Annotated in this window: 27 protein-coding genes; 13 read left to right on the plus strand and 14 right to left on the minus strand. The window is 69.1% G+C overall.

The genetic code is table 11. The features are described 5' to 3' along the window. The first annotated feature begins 62 nt into the window (after positions 1-62). Complete coding sequence (locus tag ACOZ4N_RS16965) at positions 63-446, plus strand: hypothetical protein (RefSeq protein WP_424017538.1); 384 nt, start codon at positions 63-65, stop codon at positions 444-446. A 34-nt stretch (positions 447-480) separates the two neighbouring features. Then, complete coding sequence (locus ACOZ4N_RS16970) at positions 481-1113, plus strand: riboflavin synthase (protein ID WP_424017539.1); 633 nt, start codon at positions 481-483, stop codon at positions 1111-1113. Here the strand turns inward: ACOZ4N_RS16970 and ACOZ4N_RS16975 are convergent. Both ACOZ4N_RS16975 and ACOZ4N_RS16980 read right to left on the minus strand, forming a co-directional pair. After that, positions 1110-2123 carry a PrsW family intramembrane metalloprotease gene (locus ACOZ4N_RS16975; protein WP_424017541.1) on the minus strand — a complete coding sequence of 338 codons (1014 nt, stop codon included), beginning with the start codon at positions 2121-2123 and terminating at the stop codon, positions 1110-1112. The genes ACOZ4N_RS16970 and ACOZ4N_RS16975 overlap by 4 nt on opposite strands. A gap of 24 nt (positions 2124-2147) precedes the next feature. Further along, on the minus strand, positions 2148-2879 hold the full coding sequence (locus ACOZ4N_RS16980) for a helix-turn-helix domain-containing protein (protein ID WP_424017542.1): 732 nt from the start codon (positions 2877-2879) through the stop codon (positions 2148-2150). 143 nt (positions 2880-3022) lie between these two features. On the opposite strand from ACOZ4N_RS16980, the gene ACOZ4N_RS16985 reads away from it, so the two are divergent. From ACOZ4N_RS16985 to hisE, 4 genes are all read left to right on the plus strand, one after another. Next, on the plus strand, positions 3023-3148 hold the full coding sequence (locus ACOZ4N_RS16985) for a hypothetical protein (protein WP_424017543.1): 126 nt from the start codon (positions 3023-3025) through the stop codon (positions 3146-3148). 207 nt (positions 3149-3355) lie between these two features. Continuing rightward, the gene (gene pdxT, locus ACOZ4N_RS16990; RefSeq protein ID WP_424017544.1) at positions 3356-3940 is read left to right on the plus strand and encodes a pyridoxal 5'-phosphate synthase glutaminase subunit PdxT; all 585 of its coding nucleotides are present in this window, start codon (positions 3356-3358) and stop codon (positions 3938-3940) included. Positions 3941-4000: 60 nt separating this feature from the next. Further along, a complete protein-coding gene (locus ACOZ4N_RS16995) occupies positions 4001-4447 on the plus strand; it encodes a bifunctional nuclease family protein (protein ID WP_424017545.1) in 447 nt (148 codons plus the stop codon). 22 nt (positions 4448-4469) lie between these two features. Beyond that, positions 4470-4769: a phosphoribosyl-ATP diphosphatase gene (gene hisE, locus ACOZ4N_RS17000; protein WP_424017546.1), complete on the plus strand. Its 300-nt coding sequence runs from the start codon at positions 4470-4472 to the stop codon at positions 4767-4769. Positions 4770-4775: 6 nt separating this feature from the next. Here hisE and ACOZ4N_RS17005 read toward each other — a convergent pair whose 3' ends face one another. Further along, positions 4776-6194: an ATP-binding protein gene (locus tag ACOZ4N_RS17005; RefSeq protein WP_424017547.1), complete on the minus strand. Its 1419-nt coding sequence runs from the start codon at positions 6192-6194 to the stop codon at positions 4776-4778. Between the two features lie 200 nt (positions 6195-6394). Between ACOZ4N_RS17005 and ACOZ4N_RS17010 the strand changes: the two genes are divergently transcribed. Then, on the plus strand, positions 6395-7357 hold the full coding sequence (locus ACOZ4N_RS17010) for an NOG1 family protein (RefSeq protein ID WP_424019968.1): 963 nt from the start codon (positions 6395-6397) through the stop codon (positions 7355-7357). Between the two features lies 1 nt (position 7358). Here the strand turns inward: ACOZ4N_RS17010 and ACOZ4N_RS17015 are convergent, their stop codons facing one another. After that, on the minus strand, positions 7359-8654 hold the full coding sequence (locus ACOZ4N_RS17015; RefSeq protein WP_424017548.1) for a TIGR00341 family protein: 1296 nt from the start codon (positions 8652-8654) through the stop codon (positions 7359-7361). Positions 8655-8764: 110 nt separating this feature from the next. Between ACOZ4N_RS17015 and engB the strand changes: the two genes are divergently transcribed. The 6 genes from engB (at position 8765) to ACOZ4N_RS17045 (ending at position 12237) form a co-directional block, all read left to right on the plus strand. Beyond that, positions 8765-9382, plus strand: a complete 618-nt coding sequence (engB, locus tag ACOZ4N_RS17020; protein ID WP_424017549.1) for a GTP-binding protein EngB — start codon at positions 8765-8767, stop codon at positions 9380-9382. Between the two features lie 314 nt (positions 9383-9696). Further along, on the plus strand, positions 9697-10170 hold the full coding sequence (gene rimI / locus ACOZ4N_RS17025) for a ribosomal protein S18-alanine N-acetyltransferase (RefSeq protein ID WP_424017550.1): 474 nt from the start codon (positions 9697-9699) through the stop codon (positions 10168-10170). Positions 10171-10202: 32 nt separating this feature from the next. Further along, entirely contained in the window at positions 10203-10712 is a 510-nt protein-coding gene (locus ACOZ4N_RS17030; RefSeq protein ID WP_424017552.1) for a DUF5810 domain-containing protein, read from the plus strand. 24 nt (positions 10713-10736) lie between these two features. After that, on the plus strand, positions 10737-11165 hold the full coding sequence (locus tag ACOZ4N_RS17035; protein ID WP_424017554.1) for a DUF5809 family protein: 429 nt from the start codon (positions 10737-10739) through the stop codon (positions 11163-11165). A 41-nt stretch (positions 11166-11206) separates the two neighbouring features. Next, complete coding sequence (locus tag ACOZ4N_RS17040; protein WP_424017555.1) at positions 11207-11623, plus strand: hypothetical protein; 417 nt, start codon at positions 11207-11209, stop codon at positions 11621-11623. After that, positions 11620-12237: an NUDIX hydrolase gene (locus tag ACOZ4N_RS17045; protein WP_424017556.1), complete on the plus strand. Its 618-nt coding sequence runs from the start codon at positions 11620-11622 to the stop codon at positions 12235-12237. Before ACOZ4N_RS17040 ends, ACOZ4N_RS17045 begins: the two co-directional genes overlap by 4 nt. Here ACOZ4N_RS17045 and ACOZ4N_RS17050 read toward each other — a convergent pair. The 10 genes from ACOZ4N_RS17050 to ACOZ4N_RS17095 form a co-directional block, all read right to left on the minus strand. Next, positions 12234-13745, minus strand: a complete 1512-nt coding sequence (locus ACOZ4N_RS17050; protein ID WP_424017557.1) for a hypothetical protein — start codon at positions 13743-13745, stop codon at positions 12234-12236. The two genes, ACOZ4N_RS17045 and ACOZ4N_RS17050, sit on opposite strands and share 4 nt — an antisense overlap. A gap of 57 nt (positions 13746-13802) precedes the next feature. Then, on the minus strand, positions 13803-14039 hold the full coding sequence (locus ACOZ4N_RS17055; RefSeq protein ID WP_424017558.1) for a hypothetical protein: 237 nt from the start codon (positions 14037-14039) through the stop codon (positions 13803-13805). A gap of 75 nt (positions 14040-14114) precedes the next feature. Then, on the minus strand, positions 14115-15308 hold the full coding sequence (locus ACOZ4N_RS17060; protein WP_424017559.1) for an ABC transporter permease: 1194 nt from the start codon (positions 15306-15308) through the stop codon (positions 14115-14117). Between the two features lie 6 nt (positions 15309-15314). Then, the gene (locus ACOZ4N_RS17065) at positions 15315-15980 is read right to left on the minus strand and encodes an ABC transporter ATP-binding protein (RefSeq protein ID WP_424017560.1); all 666 of its coding nucleotides are present in this window, start codon (positions 15978-15980) and stop codon (positions 15315-15317) included. Between the two features lie 2 nt (positions 15981-15982). Then, complete coding sequence (locus ACOZ4N_RS17070; RefSeq protein ID WP_424017561.1) at positions 15983-17545, minus strand: CARDB domain-containing protein; 1563 nt, start codon at positions 17543-17545, stop codon at positions 15983-15985. Positions 17546-17736: 191 nt separating this feature from the next. After that, positions 17737-18030 carry a stress response translation initiation inhibitor YciH gene (gene yciH, locus ACOZ4N_RS17075; protein WP_092660804.1) on the minus strand — a complete coding sequence of 98 codons (294 nt, stop codon included), beginning with the start codon at positions 18028-18030 and terminating at the stop codon, positions 17737-17739. Between the two features lie 80 nt (positions 18031-18110). Further along, positions 18111-20297 carry a transglutaminase TgpA family protein gene (locus ACOZ4N_RS17080; RefSeq protein ID WP_424017562.1) on the minus strand — a complete coding sequence of 729 codons (2187 nt, stop codon included), beginning with the start codon at positions 20295-20297 and terminating at the stop codon, positions 18111-18113. Next, on the minus strand, positions 20294-21340 hold the full coding sequence (locus ACOZ4N_RS17085) for a DUF58 domain-containing protein (protein ID WP_424017563.1): 1047 nt from the start codon (positions 21338-21340) through the stop codon (positions 20294-20296). The genes ACOZ4N_RS17080 and ACOZ4N_RS17085 overlap by 4 nt, the downstream gene beginning before the upstream one ends. Continuing rightward, positions 21337-22299 (minus strand): AAA family ATPase, encoded by a 963-nt coding sequence (locus ACOZ4N_RS17090; protein ID WP_424017564.1) that lies wholly within the window; start codon positions 22297-22299, stop codon positions 21337-21339. Before ACOZ4N_RS17090 ends, ACOZ4N_RS17085 begins: the two co-directional genes overlap by 4 nt. A gap of 184 nt (positions 22300-22483) precedes the next feature. Next, positions 22484-22732: a DUF7573 domain-containing protein gene (locus tag ACOZ4N_RS17095; RefSeq protein WP_424017565.1), complete on the minus strand. Its 249-nt coding sequence runs from the start codon at positions 22730-22732 to the stop codon at positions 22484-22486. Positions 22733-22805 lie beyond the last annotated feature (73 nt).

Genomic DNA, 22805 nt, shown 5'->3' on the forward strand with positions numbered 1-22805 from the left:
CAAAAGCGGTGGGTGTTCGGTTCCACGACACGTTTTTCGTCTCGCCGTGTCTCCAGTCGCGTATGGTCTCCCGCGAAAGCCGCGTCACCCTCGCCGCCCTCTCGGTCGCCGCCGTCGTCGTCGCCGTGAGTCTCGCCCTGAACCTCCCCGAAGCGGTCCCGTCCGGAACTGCGATCCTGTACCTGATCGCGTTCCCCGGGCTCGCTTTGCTCGTGCCACAGCTGTACCTGGCCCGGAGGACGGACGATCCGGACATGCGCAAGTGGCACCTCCGTGCCGGGCTCGGGATCGCTGGGACCCTCTGCCTGGCGGGCGCGGGCGTCGACCCGTCGGGCCGGACGGCGATGCAGGTGATCGGTGTGGGACTGCTGATCGCGCTGTTCGTCGTCGAGGCCGTGCAGGGCTACTACGAGTCGTCGCTGTTCGAGGACGCCAGCGCGGAATGAAAACGGGTTTGCGGCCGCCTTCCCTAGGGGGGGTATGTTCACCGGCATCGTCGAGCGGACGGGCGAGATAACCGACGTGACCGAGGACGAAGGGGGCCGCCGGCTGACGGTCGCGGCCGACCTCGACGACCTGCACCACGGCCAGAGCATCGCCATCAGCGGCGCGTGCCTGACAGTCGAGGAGTTCGGCGACGGGTGGTTCTCCCTGTTTCTCTCCGCGGAGACGCTCGACCGGACCTACCTCGGCGAGTTGACCGAGGGCGACCTCGTGAACGTCGAGCGGGCACTGCCCGCCGACGGGCGCTTCGACGGCCACGTCGTGCAGGGCCACGTCGACGGCACCGCCGAGGTAACGGCGGTAGAACAGATCGACGACGACTGGGAGTTCCGGTTCTCCATTCCCGGCGAGCTGGAGCGCTATCTCGTCGAGAAGGGGTCGGTGACGGTCGACGGGATCAGTCTCACCGTCGCCAGCCTCTCCGATGCGGACTTCGGTGTCGCGGTCATCCCGGCGACCTACGACATCACGACGCTCTCCGAGAAGTCGGTGGGCGATCCGGTCCACCTGGAGGTGGACGTGGTGGCGAAATACGTCGAGCGACTGCTGGCGGCCGACGCGGACCTGACGGCGACCCAGACCCCCTACGCCGAGCGGTTCGAGGACTAACTCAGGTCGGGACTGTCCGTCGGCTCGTCGCTGTGATTGGCTCGCCGGTAGGCGTCGTTGTACTTCGAGAGCTTCCGGAGCAGGAGGTAGACGAACAGGCCGTCGTAGAGGACGACGAAGCTCAGGAACACGACGAACGTGTCGACGGCGGTCACGCTGGCGACGACGGGGACCAGGACGGTCGCACAGGTGTTGTAGGTGGCGTGGACGAGCGTGGCGATGAGGAGCCCCTTCACGACGATGGGGCCGGCGTCGTCGGGGTTGAACTTGGCGAGGCCGAGGTAGTAGCCGGCGAAGGCCGAGTAGATGACGTGACCGGGGCCGGCCAGCGCCCGGATCGTGGCGATGTCCGAGCCTGCCCGAATCAGGTTCATCCCCGGGGCGACCGTCTCCAGCGTGTTGGTGATGTAGAGGGCGTTCTCGATGGTGGCGAAGCCCAGGCCGGCGACCGCGCCGTACACCGCGCCGTCGATCACTGCGTCGAACGCCGGCATGCGGTAGGCGTACATCCGGACGGCGAGCAGTTTCACGGCCTCCTCGACGGGACCGACGACGAGGAAGTACAGCGCGAGCAGGCCGAAAATCGGGACGAGACCGAACCCGGAGCCGACCACGCGCACGACCTGGCCGACCGTGTCGTTGAGGATCCCCGCGAAGTTCGCGAACAGGATCCCGAGCAGGAAGGTGACGACCAGGATTTCGAGCGGTTCGCTGGTCGTCACGTCGGCGCGCCAGAGGTACGCCGCGAGGACGAACGCCGGCACGATAGAGAGCGCGACGAAGGTGCCGACACGCGGGTCGATCAGCAGCCCGAACCCGCCGAGCGCCAGCTGGAGACCGAGGATGAGAACCGCGACGACGATGACGGTCCAGCGTACTCCGACGATGGCGGCGTGATAGAGTCCCTGCGCGAACCGGTCGAGTCCCGACCGTGTCTCCCACTCCGAAATCTCGTAGAGGTCCATCGACCCGTCGTCCATCGACTGGACCGGGTCCCGTTCCTCGTCCATATCCGTGGGTCGGGTGACTCGCACCTAACGCTTTGCCTCCCGACCGTCGGGCGACGGTTCGCCTCCCTCGTTTCCCGGTAGTGGGGGCCAGGTCGAAGCGACCGTCGTCTCGATGACGTGGGTCTGGGCCCGCCGGAGGCGTTCGGACAGCGAGGAGGTGGTGATCCCCAGTTCCGCCGCTACGTCCTCCAGCGAGGCCGTCCGCGGAATCTCGAAGTAGCCCATCTCGTAGGCAGTCCGGAGCGCTTCCTGCTGGCGGTCGGTCAGGCCCTCGCCCGGGGCCTCGGGTTCGCCGTCGCGGGTGAGCCGCCGGAGCCGAAAGCCGGCGTTTTCCTGCCAGAACTCGCGGAACTGGTCGAAGGCGTCGCGGTCGGCGAACCACCCCGCCTGTATCCAGCCGGTCGGCGTGGCTTCGATCCGTTCGATCAGGGCGTCGGTCGTCGCCAGCGCGCGCAGGCCGTCCAGGTCGTCGATGGCGTCGCCGAGCGTCCCTTCGAGACTCGTCGCGGGCACCGTCTGGTACTGCCGTGTCTCGCCCGCTTGCCCGACGAGCGTGTAGTCGGCGACGAACGCTGCCGACTCGAAGGCCCGCTCGATCTCGTCGGGTTGCCCGCCGGTCACGTACGCGATGAACAGCGGCCAGTTCCCGTGATTGTACTGGATCTTCAGGTCCAGTTGCACCTCGGGGACGGCCTTCGACACCTCCACGAGCGGGAGCGCCTCGCAGGCGATTTCGAATTCGGCGACCAGTCCCATGCCCGACAGATTCCCGCCCCGCCCCATGTGCGTGTCGGACCGCGACGATGCCTGTGAGTAATTCCTCCACTACCCCGATGATTAAACAGTATAATTTCGTTTAAGGGGCACCGTTTTACGTGCGTGTCGGTCACTGACTGGTAATGACACGCTACAGCGCCAGTCGGGGGATCATGTACTCGGCTCCGCCGACAGACGACGAAGACGAGGATGCGGTCGAGGCGGTGACGGCCGCGGAGAACGGGGATACGGCGACGGCGGACGACTGAGGGCGCGACCGGAGGGAGCGCCCTCGAACGCGTGAGCGGGGAGGAACGACCCGCGATGCGCCGGCGACGAAGTGAGAGCCGTTGTCTATGCGAGCGGGGAGAGCGAGGTCTTCGACCTCGATTCGAGCGGGCAATGCCCGCGAGAACGAAGGAACCGCTCGGACGCCGAACGCAGACGTTTTTCCGCGCAGGTCCCAACGGTGGGTAATGACTGTGACTGCAGGCGTCGTCGCCGTGCAGGGCGACGTGAGCGAACACGCCGCGGCCATCGAGCGCGCCGCCGCGTCCCACGGGCGGGACGCCGAGGTGCGGGAGATCCGGGAGTCGGGGATCGTCCCCGAGTGTGACCTGCTCCTGTTGCCCGGCGGCGAGTCGACGACGATCTCGCGGTTGCTCCACCGCGAGGGGATCGCCCCCGAAATCAGGGCCCACGTCGAGGCGGGCAAGCCAGTGCTGGCGACGTGTGCGGGGTTGATCGTCCTCTCGACGGACGCCAACGACGACCGGGTCGAGACGCTGGGTCTGGTGGACGCGACCGTCGAGCGCAACGCCTTCGGCCGGCAGAAAGACAGCTTCGAGGCTCCGCTGGACGTGGCCGGGCTGGACGAGCCATTCCACGCCGTGTTCATCCGCGCGCCGCTGATCGAATCGGTCGGCGACGCCGCGGTGCTGGCCGAGTGGGACGGGCGGCCCGTCGCCATTCAGGACGGGCCGGTCGTGGGGACCTCGTTCCACCCGGAACTGACCGACGATGCGCGGATTCACGATCTGGCCTTCTTCGCCGACGACTGATCCCGGTGGGTCTGGACGCCGGTACCGGGGTTTTTGCCCACTCACGCCCTCGGGCCGGGTATGGACGCAGCTATCGACGCCGTGCGGGTCGCTGGCACGCCGACGGGACCGGTGCCGGTCGTCTTGCTCGCGGTCGAGGGCGAGCCGGACCTGCTGCCGATCTTCATCGGGTTCGACGAGGCCGCGAGCATCGCCCGTGGGCTCGACGCCGAGGACGTCGGGCGGCCGCTCACTCACGACCTCACGCTGGATCTGGTCGAGGAACTCGGCGGGCGGATCGAGCGCGTCGTCGTCAGCGATGTCGAGGACGGCACGTACATCGCGGACCTCCACCTGGCGACCCCGCGGGAGTCGACAGTGATCGACGCGCGGCCGAGCGATTCGCTGGCGCTGGCCGCCCGGACGAACGCGCCACTGGCGGTCGACGAGTCGGTCTTCGAGGAGGGGCGGCGCGACCCCGACGAGTTCGAGGATATGGACGACATCCGCGAAGTGATGGAAGTTTAGTCGCCCGGCGAGAAGGGCGGGCATGGACGACACCGACACCGACGCCGTCCTCGACGAACTGTTCGCGGTCATCGAGGACCGCAAGGAACGGTTGCCCGAGGACTCCTACACGGCCTCGCTGTTCACCCACGAGAAAGGCGAGAACGCCGTCCTCGAAAAACTCGGCGAGGAGACGACCGAGCTCGTACTGGCGGCCAAAGACGACGATCACGAGGAGATCGGTCACGAGGCCGCCGACATCGTCTACCACCTGCTGGTCCTGCTCGCGATGAAGGACATGGACGTGGCCGATTTGCGGGCGGAGTTGCGCGAGCGACGGTAGTCGCTCTCACTCCCCGGCGGAGTCCGGACACACGGTGACGCCGGTGAACTCGAAGCGGGCGCCGTCGGCATCGTCGGCCAGCGTCACGTCCCAGCCGTGGGCCTGGGCGATCTCTCTGACGATGGCCAGCCCCATGCCCGTTCCGTCGCCGGTCGTGTAGCCGTACTCGAACACGAGGTCCCGCTCGTCGCGCGGGATGCCGGGGCCGTCGTCTTCGACGTAGAACCCGTCCTCGTCGAGCAGGCCGAGCCGGACGGTCACGTCGGGACCGGCGTGTCTGACGGCGTTCGAATAGAGGTTCTGGAGGAGTTCCACCAGTCGGTCGGCGTCGGCCTCGATGGCACAGTCGGTCCGACACGCAAACGTGGCCTCTGGAGCGTCGACGTGGGCCCACGCGGCGTGGGCACAGTCGTCGAGGGCCGTCTCCCCGAGGTCGCCGATGACCTGCCCTTCCCGGGCCAGTGTGAGTACGTCGTCGATCAACGTCTCCATGCGGTCGACGGCGTCTTCGATGTGGGCGTGGTGTTCGCTCTGGCTGTCGGCCCGGGCGGCCTCGACGCGGGCGCGGATCACCTGGAGCGGGTTCCGGAGGTCGTGGGAGACGACGCTCGCGAACTTCTCCAGCCGTTCGTTCTGCCGTTCGAGTTCCCGCTGGTACTGCTGGCGCTCGGTCACGTCCCGGGAGTTGACGACCACGCCGGCCAGCGCGGGGTCTTTGAGCCGGTTGTGGCCGATCGATTCCAGGGTTCGCCACGCACCGGCCGCGGTCTGCATCCGGTACGTGACCTCTCGTTGCTCGCCCAGCCAGTCCTTCGGATCGGCGAAAAACTCCAGCACGTCGTCCCGGTCCTCTGGGTGGATGCGGTCGATGGGGTTGTGGCCGACGAACTCCGACGGGGCGTAGCCCATGATGTCTTCGATGATCGGGTTGACGTAGCGGACCGTCCCGTCCCGGCGGTGGATGGTGAGCATGTCCGTCGAGAACTCGACGAGCTGCTCGAACCGCCCAGCCGACTCCTCCTCGCCGGTCAGGTCCGGTCGGACGCGGGCGAGCGCGTCGGTCAACCGGTCGGCCAGGATGTCCGCGTCCGGATTCGATTCGACGGGGACGTACTCGGTCACGCCGACCGAGAGGGCCTCGCTGACGAGGCGTTCGTCGCCGTCACGGGAGAACAGCACGAACGGGACCGTCGGCCGCTCGCACCGGGCCTGCTGGAGGAGGTCGACCCCACCCATGTCCGCGAGGTCGGCGGCGCTCAGCACGGCACCGACGGGCCCGTCCTCCAGCATCTCCAGGGCCGTCGCGCCGTATTCAGCCGTCTCCACCGACGACACCTCCGCCGTCTCGGCCAGTTCGTCACGTAGCGCGTCCGGATCCGGCTCTGGGGCGACCAGCAACGTCGGTGGCCCACTCCCGTCAACCATTGACTACCATACGTACTTCCCTCACTTATCAATTTATGATTATTTAGACCGCGCTCAGAAGCCAACCGAGCCCGCGAGCATATATATATATTTTGTAGTCAGGGTGTGGTTTTTTACGATCGGTCGGAACGGCACGGCCGGCTGATCGGGTGCGTGCCAAAGGACGCGTTTTTATGCACGAACCGTCTACGGACGCCAACATGATTCTCGAGGACCTCCCGACGACGCCCACGTCGGAGGAGCTGATCGACCAGGCGTTCTCCCGGGCGGCCCGCGCGGGCCGGGCCAAATCCGGGTTCGAGGCCCAGCAGTCGATGCTCCAGACCGCCGCGAACGTCGTCTCGGACAACCTCGAGAACGTCGTCACCGCGTGGCCCGACATCGACGGACTCGACCCGTTCTACCGCGAGATGATCGACGCCCTCGTTGGGGTCGACGACCTGCGCCAGCACCTCTCGGAGATCGGCTGGGCCAGCCGGAAGGCCAGCGACATCCGCGACGAGTACCAGGGCCGGTTCCGCAACGTCGACGCCGACGGGGCCAAGAAGCTCCGCAAGCAGGCGTTCGCCCGCATCGCCGACGTGGTCGAGGAGGTCGAGGACGACCTGCTGGCGGTCAACGAGGCCCGCAACACCCTCCGGGAGTTGCCGGACATCCGACCCGACGAGCCGACCATCGTCGTCGCCGGCTACCCCAACGTGGGAAAATCCTCCTTCGTGAATACCGTCACCAACGCCCGCAACGAGACCGCGTCCTACCCGTTCACGACCACCGAGATTCGGGTGGGTCACATCGAGCGCGACCACATCCGCTATCAACTGGTGGACACGCCTGGCTTGCTCGACCGGCCGCCGGAGGACCGCAACGAGATCGAGTCCCAGGCGGTCAGCGCGCTGGAACACCTCGCCGACGCCGTGCTGGTGATGGTCGACGCCAGCGGCGAGTGTGGGTATCCCCTCGACGTGCAACTCGAACTCAGGGACGCGCTGGCGGCCCGGTTCGCGGACGTGCCCGTCCTCACGGTGTGTAACAAGAGCGACCGCTCGACCGACGTGGAGGCCGACCTGTACATGAGCGTCACCGAGGGCGAGAACGTCCAGGAGACGCTCGACGCGGCGGTCGAGGCGGTCGGCTACGAGCCGGAACTGCCCTACGACGAGTAGGTCAGGCGTCCTCGATGGTGACGTAGCGGACCTGTGTCTCCACGTCGTGGCCGGCCGCGCGGTCGACGGCGGTGTCGATCCGCTCGCTGAGGCCGCCGACCGACTCGCCGTTCCCCGGGGGGACGCCGACTGTCACGACCACGCGATCCGACTGGCTCAACAGGATACCGTCGGTGAACTGCACCTCGGTGTTCAGCAGGGTCGCCCGCTCGCTGTCTGCGACGACGCCCTCGACGCCCTGGCGGATGTCCTCCTCGCTTGCGGCGTTCTGGAAGGAGTTGTAGGTGACGCCGCCCAGAAAGACCGAGAGGACGGCGATGGCGACCGCGAGGACGGCGACGCGTTTCAACACCGCGCTCCGGGCCTGGTCGAGCTGGAACCAGTTGTGGGGTCGGTAGCCGCTGTACCAGAGGACGGCGATGGCGGCGACGTTGATCGAGAGGCCGTTGACCAGCGCGAGGACGCCCGAGCCGACACTGACCATCGGGAGGCCCCAGGCGACGCCGATGCCGACCGTGGCGGCCGGCGGGATCAGCGCGACGGCGATCATGACGCCGACGATGGCCGCCGAGACGCCCGAGGACAGCGAGAGCGCGCCGGCCACGCCGGCCCCGAGCGCGACCGCCAGCGAGAGGAAGTCGGGGGCCAGTCGCTCGCGGATCTCGGGGACCTCGGTGATCTCGATGCCCGGCGGGACGAGCCGGGCGTACCTGACGAAGACGGCGAAGGCCGCGGCGCTGACGACTGCGAGCGTCATGCCCAGCACCTGCAGTTTGACGCCGCGGACGAACAGTTCGTCTTCGTCCAGCACCGTGCCGACGCTGGCGGCCATCGCCGGGCCGATAAGGGGGGCGATGACCATCGAGCCGACGACGACCGCCGGCGAGTCGAGCAACAGGCCGGCGGTGGCGATGATGGCGCTGATGACCGTCATCGTGGCGTAGGTCCGCAGCGACGGGGCGAGTTCCTCGGCACGGCTCTGGAGTTCCTCGCGGGCGATCCGGCCCTCGTCGACTTCCTCCTGCTCGGCGTATCGCTCCTCCAGTTCGTCGAACCGTCGGGAGACGACCGTGCTGGCCTCGACGACGACGGTGTAGGCCTCGTCGTCGATCCCCGCGTCCTGGAGCCGTTCGAGGACGGGTTCGACCGCGGGGTTGGGCAGCGGCGCGTAGACGATGGCCGTGAACTCGCGACCGCTGGTCTCGTCGGTGACGACGTAGTCGACGCCCTCGTCGTCGAGGGCACCGAGGACCGTCTCGCGTTTCCCCGTCGGGATGGTCACCTGGAGGAGTCGCACACCGGACATTCCGCGGGGGTCCGGGAAATACGTGGCGGGCCAGTCGTCGCTCGATCCCGCCGCGGCCGGAAACAGCGACGCTTATCCGCCCCAGTCGTCTAGACGCCTCCATGTTCGATTCGCGGCCGGACCGGAGCGCCGAGGTCGTTCTCGTGGGGCGCTCGAACGTCGGCAAGTCGACGCTGATGCGTGAACTGACCGGCCACACGTTCGATACGGGCCAGCGGCCGGGCGTCACGCGCCAGCCCAACCACTACGACTGGAACGCCGAGGACTTCGTCCTCACCGACCTCCCCGGATTCGGGTTCATGAAGGGCGTCCCCGACGAGGTTCGCGAGGAGATCAAAGACGACATCGTCGCGTATCTGGAGACCTACGCCGAGCAGATCCTCGTCGCGGTGCTGGTGGTCGACGGCAAAGCCGTGATCGACATCATCGACCGCCACTCCGGCCCCGACGAGATCCCACACGACGTGGAGATGTTCCACTTCCTGCGGGACATGGGCATCCCCGTCGTCGTCGCGGTCAACAAGATGGACAAGGTCGACGACCGCGACGAGCGCCTGAACGCGCTCTGTGACCGGCTCGGACTGCTCCCGCCCTGGAAACAGTGGCAGGAGACCATCGCCCCGATCACCGCCAAACGCGGCTCCATCGACCCCATGACCGAGGCGGTCCGACACCACCTCCACGAACAGCAACGCGACGACCTGTTCACCTTTTTCTGAGAGGTTAATTCCAGTCGGTTATCGTCCGTGAAAAACGGCCGTGGGCCGACTGGTCGGGGAGTCCAGTGGCTATCCGGCGGCCGAAACCGCCGTTTATCGGTGGTACAGTAGAAAACGGGGGGTAGAGGGGGATGTTGGGGGGTGGCACCCGAAAATTGGGTGCGCCTGAGCTTAAGAGCCTGATAATAATGAACCTTCCGACTGGCGATCCTCGTGGCAGGAGACAGACACGAACTGGAGGCCGGGTCGAGGCGGGGTGTGACTCGGTGCGGGGCGGTGAAAGGGCTTAGTGGGGTCGCCCGCAAGTGGCAGTCGTGACCACGCCCGCATCGGACTCCGATACGCCCGCGCCGACCGTCCGGGAGGCGGTCAAGGCGGACCTGCTCGCGGTGTATCGCATCGAGAAGGCTTCCTTCCCCCAGCCGTGGCCCTTCGCCGCGTTCCAGCGGTACGTGGGGGAACCGGGCTTTCTCGTCGCGGAGGTCGGCGCCGGCGTCGCGGGCTACATCGTCGCCGACTCGGTGCCCAACCACGGCCGGCCGCTGGGCCACGTCAAGGACCTGGCCGTCCATCCCGACCAGCGCGGCCAGGGCGTCGGGTCCACCCTCCTCCGGCGGGCGCTGGGCGTCATGCGCGCCAAGGGGGTCGCCGAGGTGAAACTCGAAGTCCGGGAGAGCAACGAGACGGCCCGGGACCTCTACGACTCGTTCGGGTTCGATCACCGGCGAACGGTGCCTCGCTACTACGACGACGGGGAGAACGCGCTGGTGATGGTCGCGGACCTGTAAGGTCTATCCGTCCGCGCCCGCTTGGTCCGGACATGGGATACGCCTGCCCGGTGTGTGAGGACCCACAGGCCGACGCCGAACACCTGGCGAACCACCTCGCCTTCACGGCCTTGCTCGGCGACGACGACCACGAGGCCTGGCTCGACGAACACGCCCCCGACTGGGATCAGGCCGACGCCGACGCCCTGGCCGCGACCGTCACCGAGATCGCCGAGGAGACCGACTACCCGCAGGTCTTCGAGGATACAGTGGATCACGACCACGACCACGACCACGAGCGGTCGGGTGCGCTGTTCGACGACGAGGCCCGGGCCGTCGAGCGCGGCCGCGAGCGCGCCAGTCAGTTGACTGGCCTCGACGACGAGGACGAGGAGATTCTGGAGGAAGCCCGCGAGATGACCCGGCGGATGCGGGATGGAGAGGGCGAGCGGAGCGAGTCCTCGGATTTCGTGAGCGGGGAGGATGGACCCGCGAGCGAGCCACGTGATTCGGATGCAGACGCCGAGGGCGACGCCGACGCGGCAGACTCCGAAACCGAGTAACCGGAGCGGCCCGCAGAGCCGGACATGCACACCGAGGGAGTGTTCGCGCCCGAGACGGCGGCGGAAGCAGGCGAGCTGTACGCGGCCGTCGGCCCGGCCGCACAGACGAGCGTCCGTGAGGTCGCGAAGGCCATGGATTTCGACAGCGAGGAGTACGAGGACCGGGTGACGGGTTCGGTCGTCGCGACCGCCCACGAGGCCATCTTCGCCTCCATGCTCGAAGTGACCGTCGGCACCGACGCCGAGTTCGAGGACTGGTGTGAGGCGCATCCGGACTACGAGCGCGAGATGATCGGGAGCGAGAACGTCGACCGGGTGGTCTGGCACGCCGTCCCCTTCGCCGAGACGGTGGTCGCCGCCACCTTCCAGGAACGGGAGGACGCGGCCGTCGGCACCCTCCGCCGGCAGGCATTCGGCAGCGCCTATCGCGAGGTCGTCACCGGCGACCAGTAGGATCCGCTATCGTTTTTCGGCCGGCCCACCGAGTAGTGGCCATGCGACAGATCACGCGTCGGGTCACGCTCGCCCTCCTCGCCGCCATCGTCTTGCTGCTGGCGCTCGGTGCCCTCCCGGGCTACCTGAAAAGCGGCGATCCCTACTACATGACGGCGACGGCGACGGACGACCGGACGGCGATCCCGGCCGACTCGCTCTCGCCCGACCGCTATCCCTACACGGCGGCCGCGCTGGCGAACGCGACCGCGGCGGCCGGCGACGGAACCGCCAACGCGACGGGTCGGTCGGAGCCGTACTGGAAGGGCCCCGTCGGACTGAAAGGCGCGTTCACCCACTCGCCGTTCGACGAGTTCGACGCGATCAGACAGCGCAACACGTCCGCCGCGACCGACAGTGCCGTCTTCGTCCGCGAGAACGGCACCGTTTACCGCCTGGAGGTGACACAGACCCCATGACCGACGATCCGACGATCCGACGGTTCGACCCGGACAGCCACCCCGTCCGCGAACCCGCGGAGTTCGACTGGCCCGTGCTGGAGTCGGCGGTCGAGTACGAGACCGGCTGGTACACCGGCGGCTACGACCGCGTCGGCCAGCCGGACGGCTCCGAGAAACGCTACTACTGGGCGGACCTGCCCGCCGCGGCCGTCGTCGTGGCCGTTGCACCGGGCCACGTCGTCGGGGACGGCGACGGCGACCACCTCGTCATGGTCGATCAGTACCGGCCGACGATCCAGGAGCAGTGTCTCGAACTCCCCGCGGGCATCGTCGAGGACGGCGAGAGCTACACCGACGCCGGCCGCCGGGAACTCCGCGAGGAGACCGGGTTCGACGCCGCCGGCGTCTCCCTGATCGAGGAGTTCTGGTGTTCGACCGGCGTCCTCCGGCACCGCCGGGGCATCGTCTTCGCCGAGGGCCTCGAACCGGTCGACGCAGACCTCGACGACAACGAGTTCCTCAGCGTGACGACCGTCCCCGTCGACGAGGCCCTGGAGGTGGCGCGACAGGAACCGTCCAACGACGCCACTATCGAGGGAATCCTGCTGGCCCAGGCCGACGATCTGCTCTAGTCGAACGCGACCGTCCGGGTCGTGCGCCGGTCGCCCGCGGCCGCCACGGTCAGCGTGTACTGCCCGTCCGGCAGACCCGTGATCCACGTCTCGAACTCGCCGCCGGACACCGAGGTGTTCGTCCGCAGGACGCGCGTCCCCGTCGCGTCGGCGATCCGGACCACGACCGAGTCGGTCGGACTCCGGCCGCTGACCCGGAGCGTCCCCGACCGGACCGTCGCGCCCCGTTCCGGCGTGTCAAGTCCGAACGCCGCGTCGGCGGTTCCCTCGGCCGTGACCCGAACGTCTTTCTCGACCGTCGTCCCGTCGTTCCGGGCCACGACGCGGTACGGTCCCGGCCCCGGAGCCGAGAGCCGCGCCCGGAACCCGCCGGTACCGGCCTCGACCTGCCGACTCGCTACCGTCTCGCCGGTTCCGTCTACGAGCGCGACCGTCAACCCGTCGCTCGCGCCCCAGCCCCGGACGGTGACCGTCCGGCCGGTGACGGACGCCGAGAGCGTGACGACCGACTCCGCGGCCGTGGGCGTCTCGGTCGCAGTGGCCGGGCCAGCACTCCCAGCACCGTCGAGCGATCCGCCCGTCCCGGTGGCGAACGGGCCGGCACCGACGACCGCGGTCGTCGCCACGGCCAGTCCGGCGACCACGACCAGCGCCAGCCCCAGCGCGGTCGCAGTCACCCGGCTCGGGGCGGTGATCGACGGGCGGTGTCGCCCCGCGCCCGTCCGACCGAGGACGGCCGCGAGGCCGCCTCCGTCGGTCGCGACCCCCTCGTCCGTGTCGGCGAGTGCCCCCGATCCGGTGCCACCGCGCCCGGTCGTATCTGTCTCGGCCGCGGGCGTGGGAGTGTGTTCGACGGTCGCTCCGGCCCCCTCGCTGGTGTCGGACCCGCGCCCGGACGGGGCGTCGTCGCGTTTCCACTCCCACAGTTCCTCGCTGCGATCACAGAGCGGAACGAAGTCGGCCTCGTGGCCCGGCCGGAGGATCACGTCGGCCGTGGCGGGCGGTGTCCCGTCACCGTCGACGATGGCGGCGCTCACGTCCGCTCGCGCCAGCGCAGTCGCGACGGCGACCGCCCGGTCGGCCGTCGTCACGCCGAACGACAGGGGCGGTTCGCCGCCGCCCGCGAGTCGCGCGAGTACGGCCACGTCGTCGTTGGACGCGGCGGTCGCGCGACCGAGCGCGTCCAGCCACGCCTCGTCGCGGGGGTGACACGCCCAGCCCCAGTCGTCGAGCCGGAGTTTCGCGAGTTCACGCTCCAGTGCCGCCAGCGCGGCGGCCGGTGGTTCGTCGTCGGCGACGTACTCGGCGACGTACCGCTGCCAGCCCCCGCCTTCGTCGGTCGGATCGCGGCCGAGAAAGAGATACAGCACGCGCGAGCGGTCGACCACGACGGCGGTGGTCCGGTCGCTGTCCAGCAGTGCCTTCACCGTCGCGTCCACGAAGGCCGCGTCGGCACTCGACGGATACGCGAGCGTCGGCCCCCCACCGTAGATTCGGAACGATCCCATCGGGTATCCCTCTGATCCGCTCAGTGGCCGCCACGCAGGTCGGCCGACCGCGAGCGGTTACAGCCCACCGAGGCCGTTCTGCAGCAGCGCCACCAGCAGGTCGAGCAGTCGCGCGAACTGTTCGAGCGTGCCGACCAGTCCCTTCAGCTGACTGGCGAAGTCACCGCCCAGCAGACCGCCCAGCTGGAGTACCCCGGCCGGCGCCGCCAGGGCGGGACCGGTGGCGAGCCACAACAACAGCACCGCTGCGATTGCACTACCGATTCCCCACCTGACAGAGCATCCCCCGCTCATTGTCAGCCAATTGTTCGATCAGCCCCATTAACTTTACTATGAGAACGTATTGAATTAACTCTGGAGTTGCTGTGACTATCCGTTCAGCGCCTCGACCGGCCGTCGGTTGGCCGTCTTCCAGGCGGGGTAGAGGCCGCTGAGGAGGCTCGTCCCGACGCCGAAACAGAACGCCAGGACCAGGAAGCCGACGTTGCGCGGGTGCAAGAGCAACTCCAGGCCGATGGGCGTCACGAGCGAGAGGCCGACGGCCGCGAGCAGGCTCAACGCCACGCCGGCGAGACCACCGAGAACGCCCAACAGCAGGGCTTCGGCGACGATCATCCGCATGACCGTCGTCCGGTCGACGCCGACCGCCCGGAGCATCCCGAGTTCCTCGCTGCGCTCGCTCGTGCTCATCAACATCACGTTGACGATGCTGACGCCGGCGACGACCAGCGAGATCGACCCGATGGCGAGCAACACGGCGTTGAGGAGTCCGAAGTACTCCCGGATCTGGTCAAGCAGCGAGGACAACTCGACGACCGTGATGCGGTTCCCGCGGCCGTTGAACGCCGACCTGAGTTCGCTCGCGACCGTGGCGGCGCTCTCGGGCGAGTCCGTCCGGACGATGATCTGGCTGTAGGGTTCGGTGAACTCGTCTTCGGGCAGGACGAGGGCGTTCCCCGTCGCGATGGGGAGGAACTGGCCGCCCTCCTCCAGCAGCGCGAGGACGCGGTAGCTGTTGCCGTCGATCTCGACGGTACTGCCGACCCGGAGTTCGAGGTTCTCGGCGAGGTCGTGTCCGACGAGCGCGCCCTGCCGGTGGTTCCGGGGGATGCGGCCCTCGGCCGCCGAGAACAGCGTCCGGGGGTCGTCCGTCCCCACGAGGACGCCGATCTGTTCGCCCTGGCCGCGGCTGACGGTCCCGGCGGCCGTGACCAGCGGGACGACCCTCCCGTGTTTCCCCGCGATGCGGTCGATGCGCTGGACCTCGCGGGGCGAGAACCCCTCCGTACTCCCGCCGCCGGTGACGGCGCTGAGCGAGTCGAGCGTACTGCCGTCCCCGCCACCACCGCTCCCGCCCGGCGTGACGACGACCTGGGTGCCGACGCCGCCGAACGCGTTCGTGGCCGACAGCTGTAACACGGTGCCGAGGATGCCCAGGGTCGCGATGGCCAGCACGCCGATGACGATGCCCAGCGTCGCCAGCCCGGTCCGCAATCGGTTGCGGCCGAGGTTCCGGACGGCGATCCGGACGACCGGCAGTCGGTGTGCTGGTAGCAGGCCCACGCGCGATCACCCGAGTTCGCCGTCGACGAGGTCGAGCCGTCGGTCGGCGTAGTCGCTGACCAGCGGATCGTGCGTGACGACGACGACGCTGACCCCCGCGTCGCTGATACGCTGGAACTCGTCGAGGATGACTTTCCCCGTCTCGCGGTCGAGGTTCCCCGTCGGTTCGTCGGCCAGCAGGACCGAGGGCCGGTTGATCAGCGACCGGGCGATGGCGACCCGCTGGCACTGCCCGCCCGAGAGTTCCGGCGGTTTGTGATCGAGTCGGTCCCCGAGCCCCACCCGGTCGAGCAATTCTCTGGCTCGCTCGCGCTCGGCGCGGCCGTCGAACACCGTCGGCAGTTCGACGTTCTCCACGGCGGTCAGCGTCGGGACGAGGTGGTAGTCCTGGAAGACGAAGCCCAGATACTCACGGCGGACTTCGGTGCGCTCCTCGATAGACAGCGTGGTCACGTCCTCGCCGTCCAGGCGCAGGGTGCCGTCGGTCAGCGAGTCCAGCAGGCCCAGCACGTTGAGCATCGTACTCTTGCCGCTCCCGCTGGGGCCGAACAGGCAGACGAACTCGTTCGATCCGACCCGGAAGTCGACGCCGTCGAGCGCGGTCACGGTGCCGCTGGCTCCCTCGTAGCGTTTGACTGCGCCGTCCAGTTCCAGGGGTGTCGTCGCCGCCATGGTCACCTGATGACGTAGATGCCGACCAGCGCGAACGTGACCGCGAGCAGTCCGACCAGCAAAAAGCCCGAGCCGCCGCCCGTCGCCTCCTCGCTGGCGTTGACGATCCGGTCGTCGAATCCGAGTCGAACCGTCCGGGTCCGGAGCCGGTCGTCGACGCGGTAGGTCAGGTTCAGCGGCACGCTGGTCTGGTTCTCGTCGGTCACGGTCACCTGCACCTCGAAGGGCGTGAACTGCCCCGACTCGATGGGGCCGACGAAGTACCGCCCCTTCTGGTCGGCGGGGACGACGCCGGAGCCGTTGCCCGCCTGCACGACGAGCCCGGCGATGGCCCCCGTCCCGACGTTGCCGGCGTTGCCCGAGATCGTGACCGTGTCCTCGCCGGTCTGGGTGACGTTGATCCCGGTGAGCCGGATGCGACCCCGTTCGGGCCGGTAGGGAAGGGTCGCCCGCTCGGTCCCGGACTCGGTGCCGACCCGGTAGTCGACGGCGACGGCCAGATCCGTCGGACCCGACAGCGCCGAGAGGTCGACGGTCACCGACCGACTCTCGCCGACCGGGAGCGTCGCCGCGACCCGCTGGCGAGACAACGACGCGCCCGACGCGTTGGGGACGACCACCACGTCCTGGACCGGCGCGTTGCCGAAGTTCGTCACGCGGACCCGCGCCCGCGGCGGTTTGGGCCCCTCCTCCTCGTCGGAATCGGACCCGCTCCCCACGAGCGACGCGAGCGTGTCCTGTGCCTGCTCGCCGGGCGGCGGCCCGACGACCTGGGTGACCTGCACGCCCACGTCGGTCACGAGCGGCGAGACCGAGACGGTCCGCCCGACGCGTTTCGTCCGCTGGACGCCGGCCCCCGTGGTGTAGGACACGTCGACCGCGAACCGCTGGTCGCCGGCCCGCTCGGGCCTGACGCCCACGTCGAGCGTCGTCGACTCGCCGGCGTCGAGCTCGGCGACCGCGGACTGTCGGCTGAGACGCTCGAAGCCCCCCGAAGCGACCGTCGTCACGACGTTCCTGATCGGCCCCTGGGTCGGGTTCGAGACCGTCACCGTCGCGTTCGTCCGGACGCCGGCGGTCGGGTCCGTCACGTCCAGCTCCACGATGGGATCGGTCTGTTCGACGACCAGGCGCACCGGACGGGCGATCCGGACCTCGTCGCCGTCGGCGTCGGTGCCCGCGACGACCACCTCGACGTTTTTCGATCCCGGCTCCGCGAAGGTCGTCGTCAGCGGCACGGTGAGGTCGTCACCGGCCGAGAGCGAGCCCACGTCCGAGGCCTCGACCAGCGACTCCCCGTTGCGGTACTGTAACTCGATCCGGTCGATCCGGGCCGCCGACGTACTCCCCCTGGAGTTGCTCACCGACACGCTGACCGTCACCGGCGAGCCGACCAGCGGCGTCGTCGGCGAGATCGACACCTCCTCGACGACGAGTCGAGCGTCGGGCACGTCGCTGTCCGATTGTGTCGCGGCCGGCGCGTCACCCGCCGCGACCGATGCGCCTGCGACCGCGAGCAGGCCCGTCACTACCAGTACCGCCAGTGTGTGTCCCCCGTTGACCATTCGGTCTCCATCCCCCGCTGTTCGCGTATCTACTCGTTTATTCTTTCCAACTAAAAGCGTTGTTAAAATTTTGCACGAGGTGGCGAACGAAGGTGGCCACGCGAGACGCGTGGCTGGCGGGTGAGACGGTCGGAGAATGGCCCGACGGCCGCTCTTGGTCCGTCCGAACCTCCGTCAGGATGGGTTCGGTGTCACGCCACGTTGAAGCCTTTGTCGCGGAGGAAATCCTCGACGCGTCCGGTGTGGTTGCCCTGGAGCTCGATCTGTCCGTCCTCGACCGTGCCGCCACAGGCGAACTTCGATTTCAGGTCCGAGGACAGACTGTCCATGTCCACGTCGTTGGGATCGAACCCTTCGATGACCGTTACCTCTTTACCGTATCGGCGCTCGTCGATGCGGATGCTGATCTCCTGGGACTCTTTGGCGACGTCCTCGCAGACGCAGAGCTCCTCGGGCAGCCCGCACGTCGAGCAGACTTCCGACATTACAAGTCGGGCCTACGAAACCGACGTATTAAACACCTTCGGGACCCGCGGAAGCAAGCCTTGCAAGCCGTTCTCGGCGGTCAGCTCAGGGGCCCCGTCCGCTCCCGGACGATCTCGTCGGCCGCCGCCACGGCGTCGTCGGCGACACTCCCCGTCACCTCCCCCGCGTACCGGGCCCGCTCGTGGAGCCGATACACCCGTTCGACGGTCTCGTCGGCGTCGATAGCCGCGAGGTACTGCCGGGGCGTCTCGCCGTCCCGGCGTGGCCGTTCCTCGCGCGCGAGGACGTACTCGACGCGCTCGAAGGCCCGCTGTACGTCGCTCGCCGGGTCGGCCCGGGGTTGCCAGCGGACCCACACGGCACGATAGGCACGCTCGTGGAGGCCCAGCCGGCGTGCGCCCGCAGCGGCCCCGGCCAGCACCACGAGGATGAGCGCCGCCTCCTCGCGCGAGGGCGGTTCGGGCAGCGGGATGCCACCGCTCTCGTCGTTCGCCGTCCGCACCGCGTCCCCGCCGGTCGTCGGCGTCCGGATCGTCTCCACGGTCGACCCTGGCGTCTCCGGGGTCGGATTCCTCGTCGTCCGGTCCGGCGTCGACGGTGGTTCGGTCGTCGGCTCGGGGTCGTCGTCGACGTTCCCGAGGTCTCCGCCGCCGCCTTCGATCCGTTCCTGCTCGGCGTCCTGTCGCGGCCCGGCCGGCGTCGGGTCGAACTGCACCCAGCCCACGTCCGGGAAGTAGACCTCGACCCAGGCGTGGGAGTCCAGTCCGCGGACCTGATAGGTCCCGCTGTCGACCTGTTCGCCCGTCGTGTAGCCGACGACGAACCGGGCCGGGATGTCCTGGGTTCGCAGCATCGTCACCATCGTCGTCGCGAAGTACGTGCAGTACCCCTCGTCCATCTCGAACAGGAAGCTGTCGGCGACCTCGCCGTCGGGGCGGTCCACCGCCAGCGAGTACCCCTTCTCCCGTTCCAGATAGGACTCGACCGCTCTGGCCGTCTCGTAGGCCGTGTCGGCCCCGGCCCCGTCCTGAATCTGGCGGGTGCGCGTCGCCACCCGGTCGGGCGTACTCGCAGGGAGGTTCGTGTACCGCGACTCGATCCGGCCGGGATAGTCGTCACCGGCCCGCTGGAGTCGCCCCGGCCACACCACGGGCTGGCGGCTGACGACCGTGTAGCTGTCGCCGGGCGCGAACGCCGCCGCGGGCTGGAGCCCGCCCAGCGAGGTCACCGACGTGTCCCCGGCCACGTTCTCGCTGACGCTGACCGGCTTCCAGGCCGCGGGCATGGCGTCGAGTTCCGACTCGATGGTCACCTCCTGCTCGACGATCCGGCTCTCGCCCCGCGGCCCGCTCATCTCGCCCCGATAGTCGAGCGTCGAGCCGGTCCGGACCCAGCCGTCGCCCGTGTAGCGGTCGTACGCGCCGGTCCGCCAGTAGGCCTCGCGCGGGCTCTCGACGGTGAACCGGACCTCCTCCGAGAGGCTGATCGATCCCTGGATCGAGACGCGCTGATCGGAGTTGATCAGACTCCCCTCGATGGTCTCGGTGCCGCTGGTCCCGAACAGGCCGAACGGCGTCCCGGTCCCGCCGGGGACGACGCTGACCAGCATCGTCACGACCACCATCGCCGCGAGGACGACGGCCATCGTCTCGACGGCCCGGTCGGCCCCGCCGAACCGTTCGAGCCGGCCGAATCCGACCGTCCCGACCGCACCCAGCGCGCCGAGCAACGCGACCAGCGTGTCCACGTCGCCCGTGAGGACGAAGAACGTCAGCGCGGCCCCGCCGACGAGCGCCGCCCCGACGTATCGCCGCCGGAGCGCCAGATACCACGTCAGGAACACGGGCGCTGGCGTGTACGCCAGCGCGAACAGTTCGATCATCTGGAGGCGCAACACCGACAGGCCCATGAACAGCGACACCACGTCGCCGAGGATGCGGTCCTGCTGGGCGACCACGTCCGCCGGCAGTGCAGAGGCGTACATCCAGAGCCCCAGCACCAGCAGCCCCAGCCCGACGGGCAGCGCCGTCCACGCGCCGACGACCCGCGACAGCCCCGTCGCCAGCACGAGCGTCACCGCGACGACCAGCAGGAACGTACTGGGATCGCCGACCACGTCGATGATCCCGTACAGCGGGAAGGTGAAGGAAAACAGCATCAGTCCCGCCGACAGCAGGGCCAGTCCGCGCGGCTCGAACAGCGCCGCCCAGGGCCGTCTCGCCGCGTCGACGGCCCGCTCCGCCGGGCCGCCAGTTTCGGCACTCATCGCGACACCTCCTGCTCGGCCGAGGCGTCCCCGCTGGACCCGACGACTGCCCGCGCCCGTTCGCCGTCACCTTCGGGCGGCTCCGGCGGCGTCGGACCGACGGAGAGGTGGTGGTCCTGGCCGTCGATGGTCGCGGTCACGCCGTCTTCGTCGGCGGTGAGGACGACGTCCGCGCCCTCGCGGGCCGGGCGGGCAGGCTGTCCCGGGCCGGTGCGCGCGAGCAGGTCGAGGACGTGTCGCCGGTGGGCCTGCCCGCGGCCGGTCGGCACCTCGCCGGCGGGGCAGGTGATACCCACGGAGAGGCCCGCGTCCATCGCAAGCACCGCGAGGCTGGCCGCGGCCGACGCCATCGCGTCGTCGTGGCCCGGCGTGGCTCCCGCCGCGATGGTCAGCGTCGACTCCCGTTGCTCGCTGACGAACTGCTTGACCACGAGGTCGTCGTCGCTTCGCTTGGCACTGGACTTCCAGTGTACATCGCGCAACGGGTCCCCCGGGGCGTACTCGCGGATCGTGTCGAAGGCCTGCCGGTCGGTCGCGGTGTCGTAGCCGAGCAGGCGCGCGACGGCGTCGTCCTCGCGCAGGTCGACCAGCGGCGGGTAGACCAGCGCCGTCGCCGTCCCCTCGGGCTCGAAGGATCGGACGAACAGGCCGAGTACGTCGGTCACGACGACGCGGGGCGGACCGAGATCCCACGCGCCCCGCGCGCCGAGTTCGATCTCGTACGCGACGGTCGCCGGGAGCGTCACCCGGCGGTCGTACCCCTCGGCCGCGACGCCGGGCGGGACGGCGTCGGTCACGCGCGCGAGCGCGCCGCCGTCGACGGTCAACTCGACGGTGCGGGACTCGCCGGGATGGCCGGGGACGGGGTCCTCGCGGTCGATTTCGGGCCGGCCGGCGAGAAACACCTGGACGACGCTCACGAGGAGTGCGATCAGCGCGGGCGCGGCCAGTGCGTTCAGCGCGCGAGCGCCCGACGCGGCGGCCATCAGGATCGAGCCGACGGCGACGCCGACGACGCCGACGGTGCGCCAGGTCGGTCTCATTCGACCGCGACGGTCTCCAGTGCCTCGCCGACGATCTCCTCGCCGGTTCGGTCGGCCGACGCCGTCCGGACCCGGTGGGGCATGATCGCCCGCGCCTCCGTCTGCACGTCGTCGGGAACGACGTAGTCCCGACCCGCGAGCGCCGCCCGCGCCTGGGCGGCCCGCAACAGGGCGATGGAGCCACGCGGGCTCACCCCCAGCTGGGCCTGCTCGCGCGTGTACTCCGCCAGCCGGGTGACGTAGGCCCGGATCGGCTCCTCGACGGTGATCTCGCTGACCGCCGTCCGCGCGGCCTGGAGGTCCGCGAGCGTGGCCACCGGCGAGAGTTCCTCGATGGGGTGGTTCCCGACCACGCGCCCGAGCATCTCCGCCTCGTCCTCGGAGTCGGGATACCCCAGGTGGAGTTTCTTCATGAACCGGTCGAGTTCGGCCATCGGGAGTTCGTAGGTCCGGTCGCGCTCGACCGTGTTCTGGGTCGCGATGACGGTGAAGGGATCGGGCATCTCGTGGGTCGCCCCGTCGACCGTGACCTGCTGTTCCTCCATCGCTTCGAGCAGGGCGCTCTGGGTCTTCGGCGGCGCGCGGTTGATCTCGTCGCCCAGCACGACGTTGGCGAAGACCGGCCCGGGCCGGAAGTCGAATTCGCCGGTCTTCTGGTTGTAGACGTTGACGCCGGTGATGTCGGAGGGCAACAGGTCCGGCGTGAACTGCACGCGCTTGAACGAGCCGTCGAAGGAGGCCGCGATGGAGCGGGCGAGCATCGTCTTGCCGACGCCGGGCACGTCCTCAAGCAGGACGTGCCCCCGACCCAGCACCGCGGTGAGGATGTGCTCGATCTCCGCGTCGTGACCGACGATCACCTCGCCGACGTTCTCGGCGACGCGGCGAGCGAGGGCGCCAGCCGCGTCCACGCTCTCGTCCGACTCCGATCCTAGCGTCGATGTGTCTGCGTCAGTCATGGGTAGCGGGGGTAGTGGGCGAGTAACGGGTCCTGCACCGCCGACCGGCAAGTGTCTTGTCCACTCGGCCGACCGAACCGCGGCCTCGGACACTGCACCCGGCGAGACCGCGACCGTCGGTAGCGTTCACATGCGTGGTACGGACCGGTCCCACCTAATATTGCTGTATCGGATAGTTGATCAGTTACCACTCCTTGCAGTCGGCACAGACCAGGTCGTCACCGTCCCGCCAGCGCCGCGCAACCGACTCGCCACAGGCCGTACACACCGCACCCGCCTCGCTCCAGGCGTACGTCGAGGCGGCCGGGTCGACCGGGTCCGAATCGGTCGCGGGCTCGGCCGGGGCGGCACTGTCGCCGTCCGTTCCGTCGCTGGCGTCGGCATCACTGTCCCCCCCAGCGTCCGCGAACTCGTCCAGCGAGGCGTCGTCCATGTGACCGCGTCCGGTCTCGGCCGTCTTAGACCTTCGCCAAACCACGACACACAAGTACCAGCCCCCCAACGTT

The sequence above is a fragment of the Halorientalis pallida genome (assembly GCF_049605515.1).
In the GTDB taxonomy this organism is placed as follows: domain Archaea; phylum Halobacteriota; class Halobacteria; order Halobacteriales; family Haloarculaceae; genus Halorientalis; species Halorientalis pallida_A.

What these genes read in the sequence shown, in the direction of transcription:
- ACOZ4N_RS17035 (WP_424017554.1), top strand. Translation starts at nt 10,737, where the DNA reads ATGCACACCGAGGGAGTGTTCGCGCCCGAGACGGCGGCGGAAGCAGGC.
- ACOZ4N_RS17090 (WP_424017564.1), bottom strand. Translation starts at nt 22,299, where the DNA reads ATGACTGACGCAGACACATCGACGCTAGGATCGGAGTCGGACGAGAGC.
- ACOZ4N_RS16985 (WP_424017543.1), top strand. Translation starts at nt 3,023, where the DNA reads ATGACACGCTACAGCGCCAGTCGGGGGATCATGTACTCGGCTCCGCCG.
- ACOZ4N_RS17010 (WP_424019968.1), top strand. Translation starts at nt 6,395, where the DNA reads ATGATTCTCGAGGACCTCCCGACGACGCCCACGTCGGAGGAGCTGATC.
- ACOZ4N_RS16970 (WP_424017539.1), top strand. Translation starts at nt 481, where the DNA reads ATGTTCACCGGCATCGTCGAGCGGACGGGCGAGATAACCGACGTGACC.
- pdxT (WP_424017544.1), top strand. Translation starts at nt 3,356, where the DNA reads ATGACTGTGACTGCAGGCGTCGTCGCCGTGCAGGGCGACGTGAGCGAA.
- ACOZ4N_RS17005 (WP_424017547.1), bottom strand. Translation starts at nt 6,194, where the DNA reads ATGGTTGACGGGAGTGGGCCACCGACGTTGCTGGTCGCCCCAGAGCCG.
- ACOZ4N_RS17040 (WP_424017555.1), top strand. Translation starts at nt 11,207, where the DNA reads ATGCGACAGATCACGCGTCGGGTCACGCTCGCCCTCCTCGCCGCCATC.
- ACOZ4N_RS17065 (WP_424017560.1), bottom strand. Translation starts at nt 15,980, where the DNA reads ATGGCGGCGACGACACCCCTGGAACTGGACGGCGCAGTCAAACGCTAC.
- hisE (WP_424017546.1), top strand. Translation starts at nt 4,470, where the DNA reads ATGGACGACACCGACACCGACGCCGTCCTCGACGAACTGTTCGCGGTC.
- ACOZ4N_RS16965 (WP_424017538.1), top strand. Translation starts at nt 63, where the DNA reads ATGGTCTCCCGCGAAAGCCGCGTCACCCTCGCCGCCCTCTCGGTCGCC.
- yciH (WP_092660804.1), bottom strand. Translation starts at nt 18,030, where the DNA reads ATGTCGGAAGTCTGCTCGACGTGCGGGCTGCCCGAGGAGCTCTGCGTC.
- ACOZ4N_RS17085 (WP_424017563.1), bottom strand. Translation starts at nt 21,340, where the DNA reads ATGAGACCGACCTGGCGCACCGTCGGCGTCGTCGGCGTCGCCGTCGGC.
- ACOZ4N_RS17050 (WP_424017557.1), bottom strand. Translation starts at nt 13,745, where the DNA reads ATGGGATCGTTCCGAATCTACGGTGGGGGGCCGACGCTCGCGTATCCG.
- ACOZ4N_RS17080 (WP_424017562.1), bottom strand. Translation starts at nt 20,297, where the DNA reads ATGAGTGCCGAAACTGGCGGCCCGGCGGAGCGGGCCGTCGACGCGGCG.
- ACOZ4N_RS17030 (WP_424017552.1), top strand. Translation starts at nt 10,203, where the DNA reads ATGGGATACGCCTGCCCGGTGTGTGAGGACCCACAGGCCGACGCCGAA.
- ACOZ4N_RS17045 (WP_424017556.1), top strand. Translation starts at nt 11,620, where the DNA reads ATGACCGACGATCCGACGATCCGACGGTTCGACCCGGACAGCCACCCC.
- ACOZ4N_RS17095 (WP_424017565.1), bottom strand. Translation starts at nt 22,732, where the DNA reads ATGGACGACGCCTCGCTGGACGAGTTCGCGGACGCTGGGGGGGACAGT.
- engB (WP_424017549.1), top strand. Translation starts at nt 8,765, where the DNA reads ATGTTCGATTCGCGGCCGGACCGGAGCGCCGAGGTCGTTCTCGTGGGG.
- ACOZ4N_RS16980 (WP_424017542.1), bottom strand. Translation starts at nt 2,879, where the DNA reads ATGGGACTGGTCGCCGAATTCGAAATCGCCTGCGAGGCGCTCCCGCTC.
- ACOZ4N_RS17055 (WP_424017558.1), bottom strand. Translation starts at nt 14,039, where the DNA reads ATGAGCGGGGGATGCTCTGTCAGGTGGGGAATCGGTAGTGCAATCGCA.
- ACOZ4N_RS17070 (WP_424017561.1), bottom strand. Translation starts at nt 17,545, where the DNA reads ATGGTCAACGGGGGACACACACTGGCGGTACTGGTAGTGACGGGCCTG.
- ACOZ4N_RS16975 (WP_424017541.1), bottom strand. Translation starts at nt 2,123, where the DNA reads ATGGACGAGGAACGGGACCCGGTCCAGTCGATGGACGACGGGTCGATG.
- ACOZ4N_RS16995 (WP_424017545.1), top strand. Translation starts at nt 4,001, where the DNA reads ATGGACGCAGCTATCGACGCCGTGCGGGTCGCTGGCACGCCGACGGGA.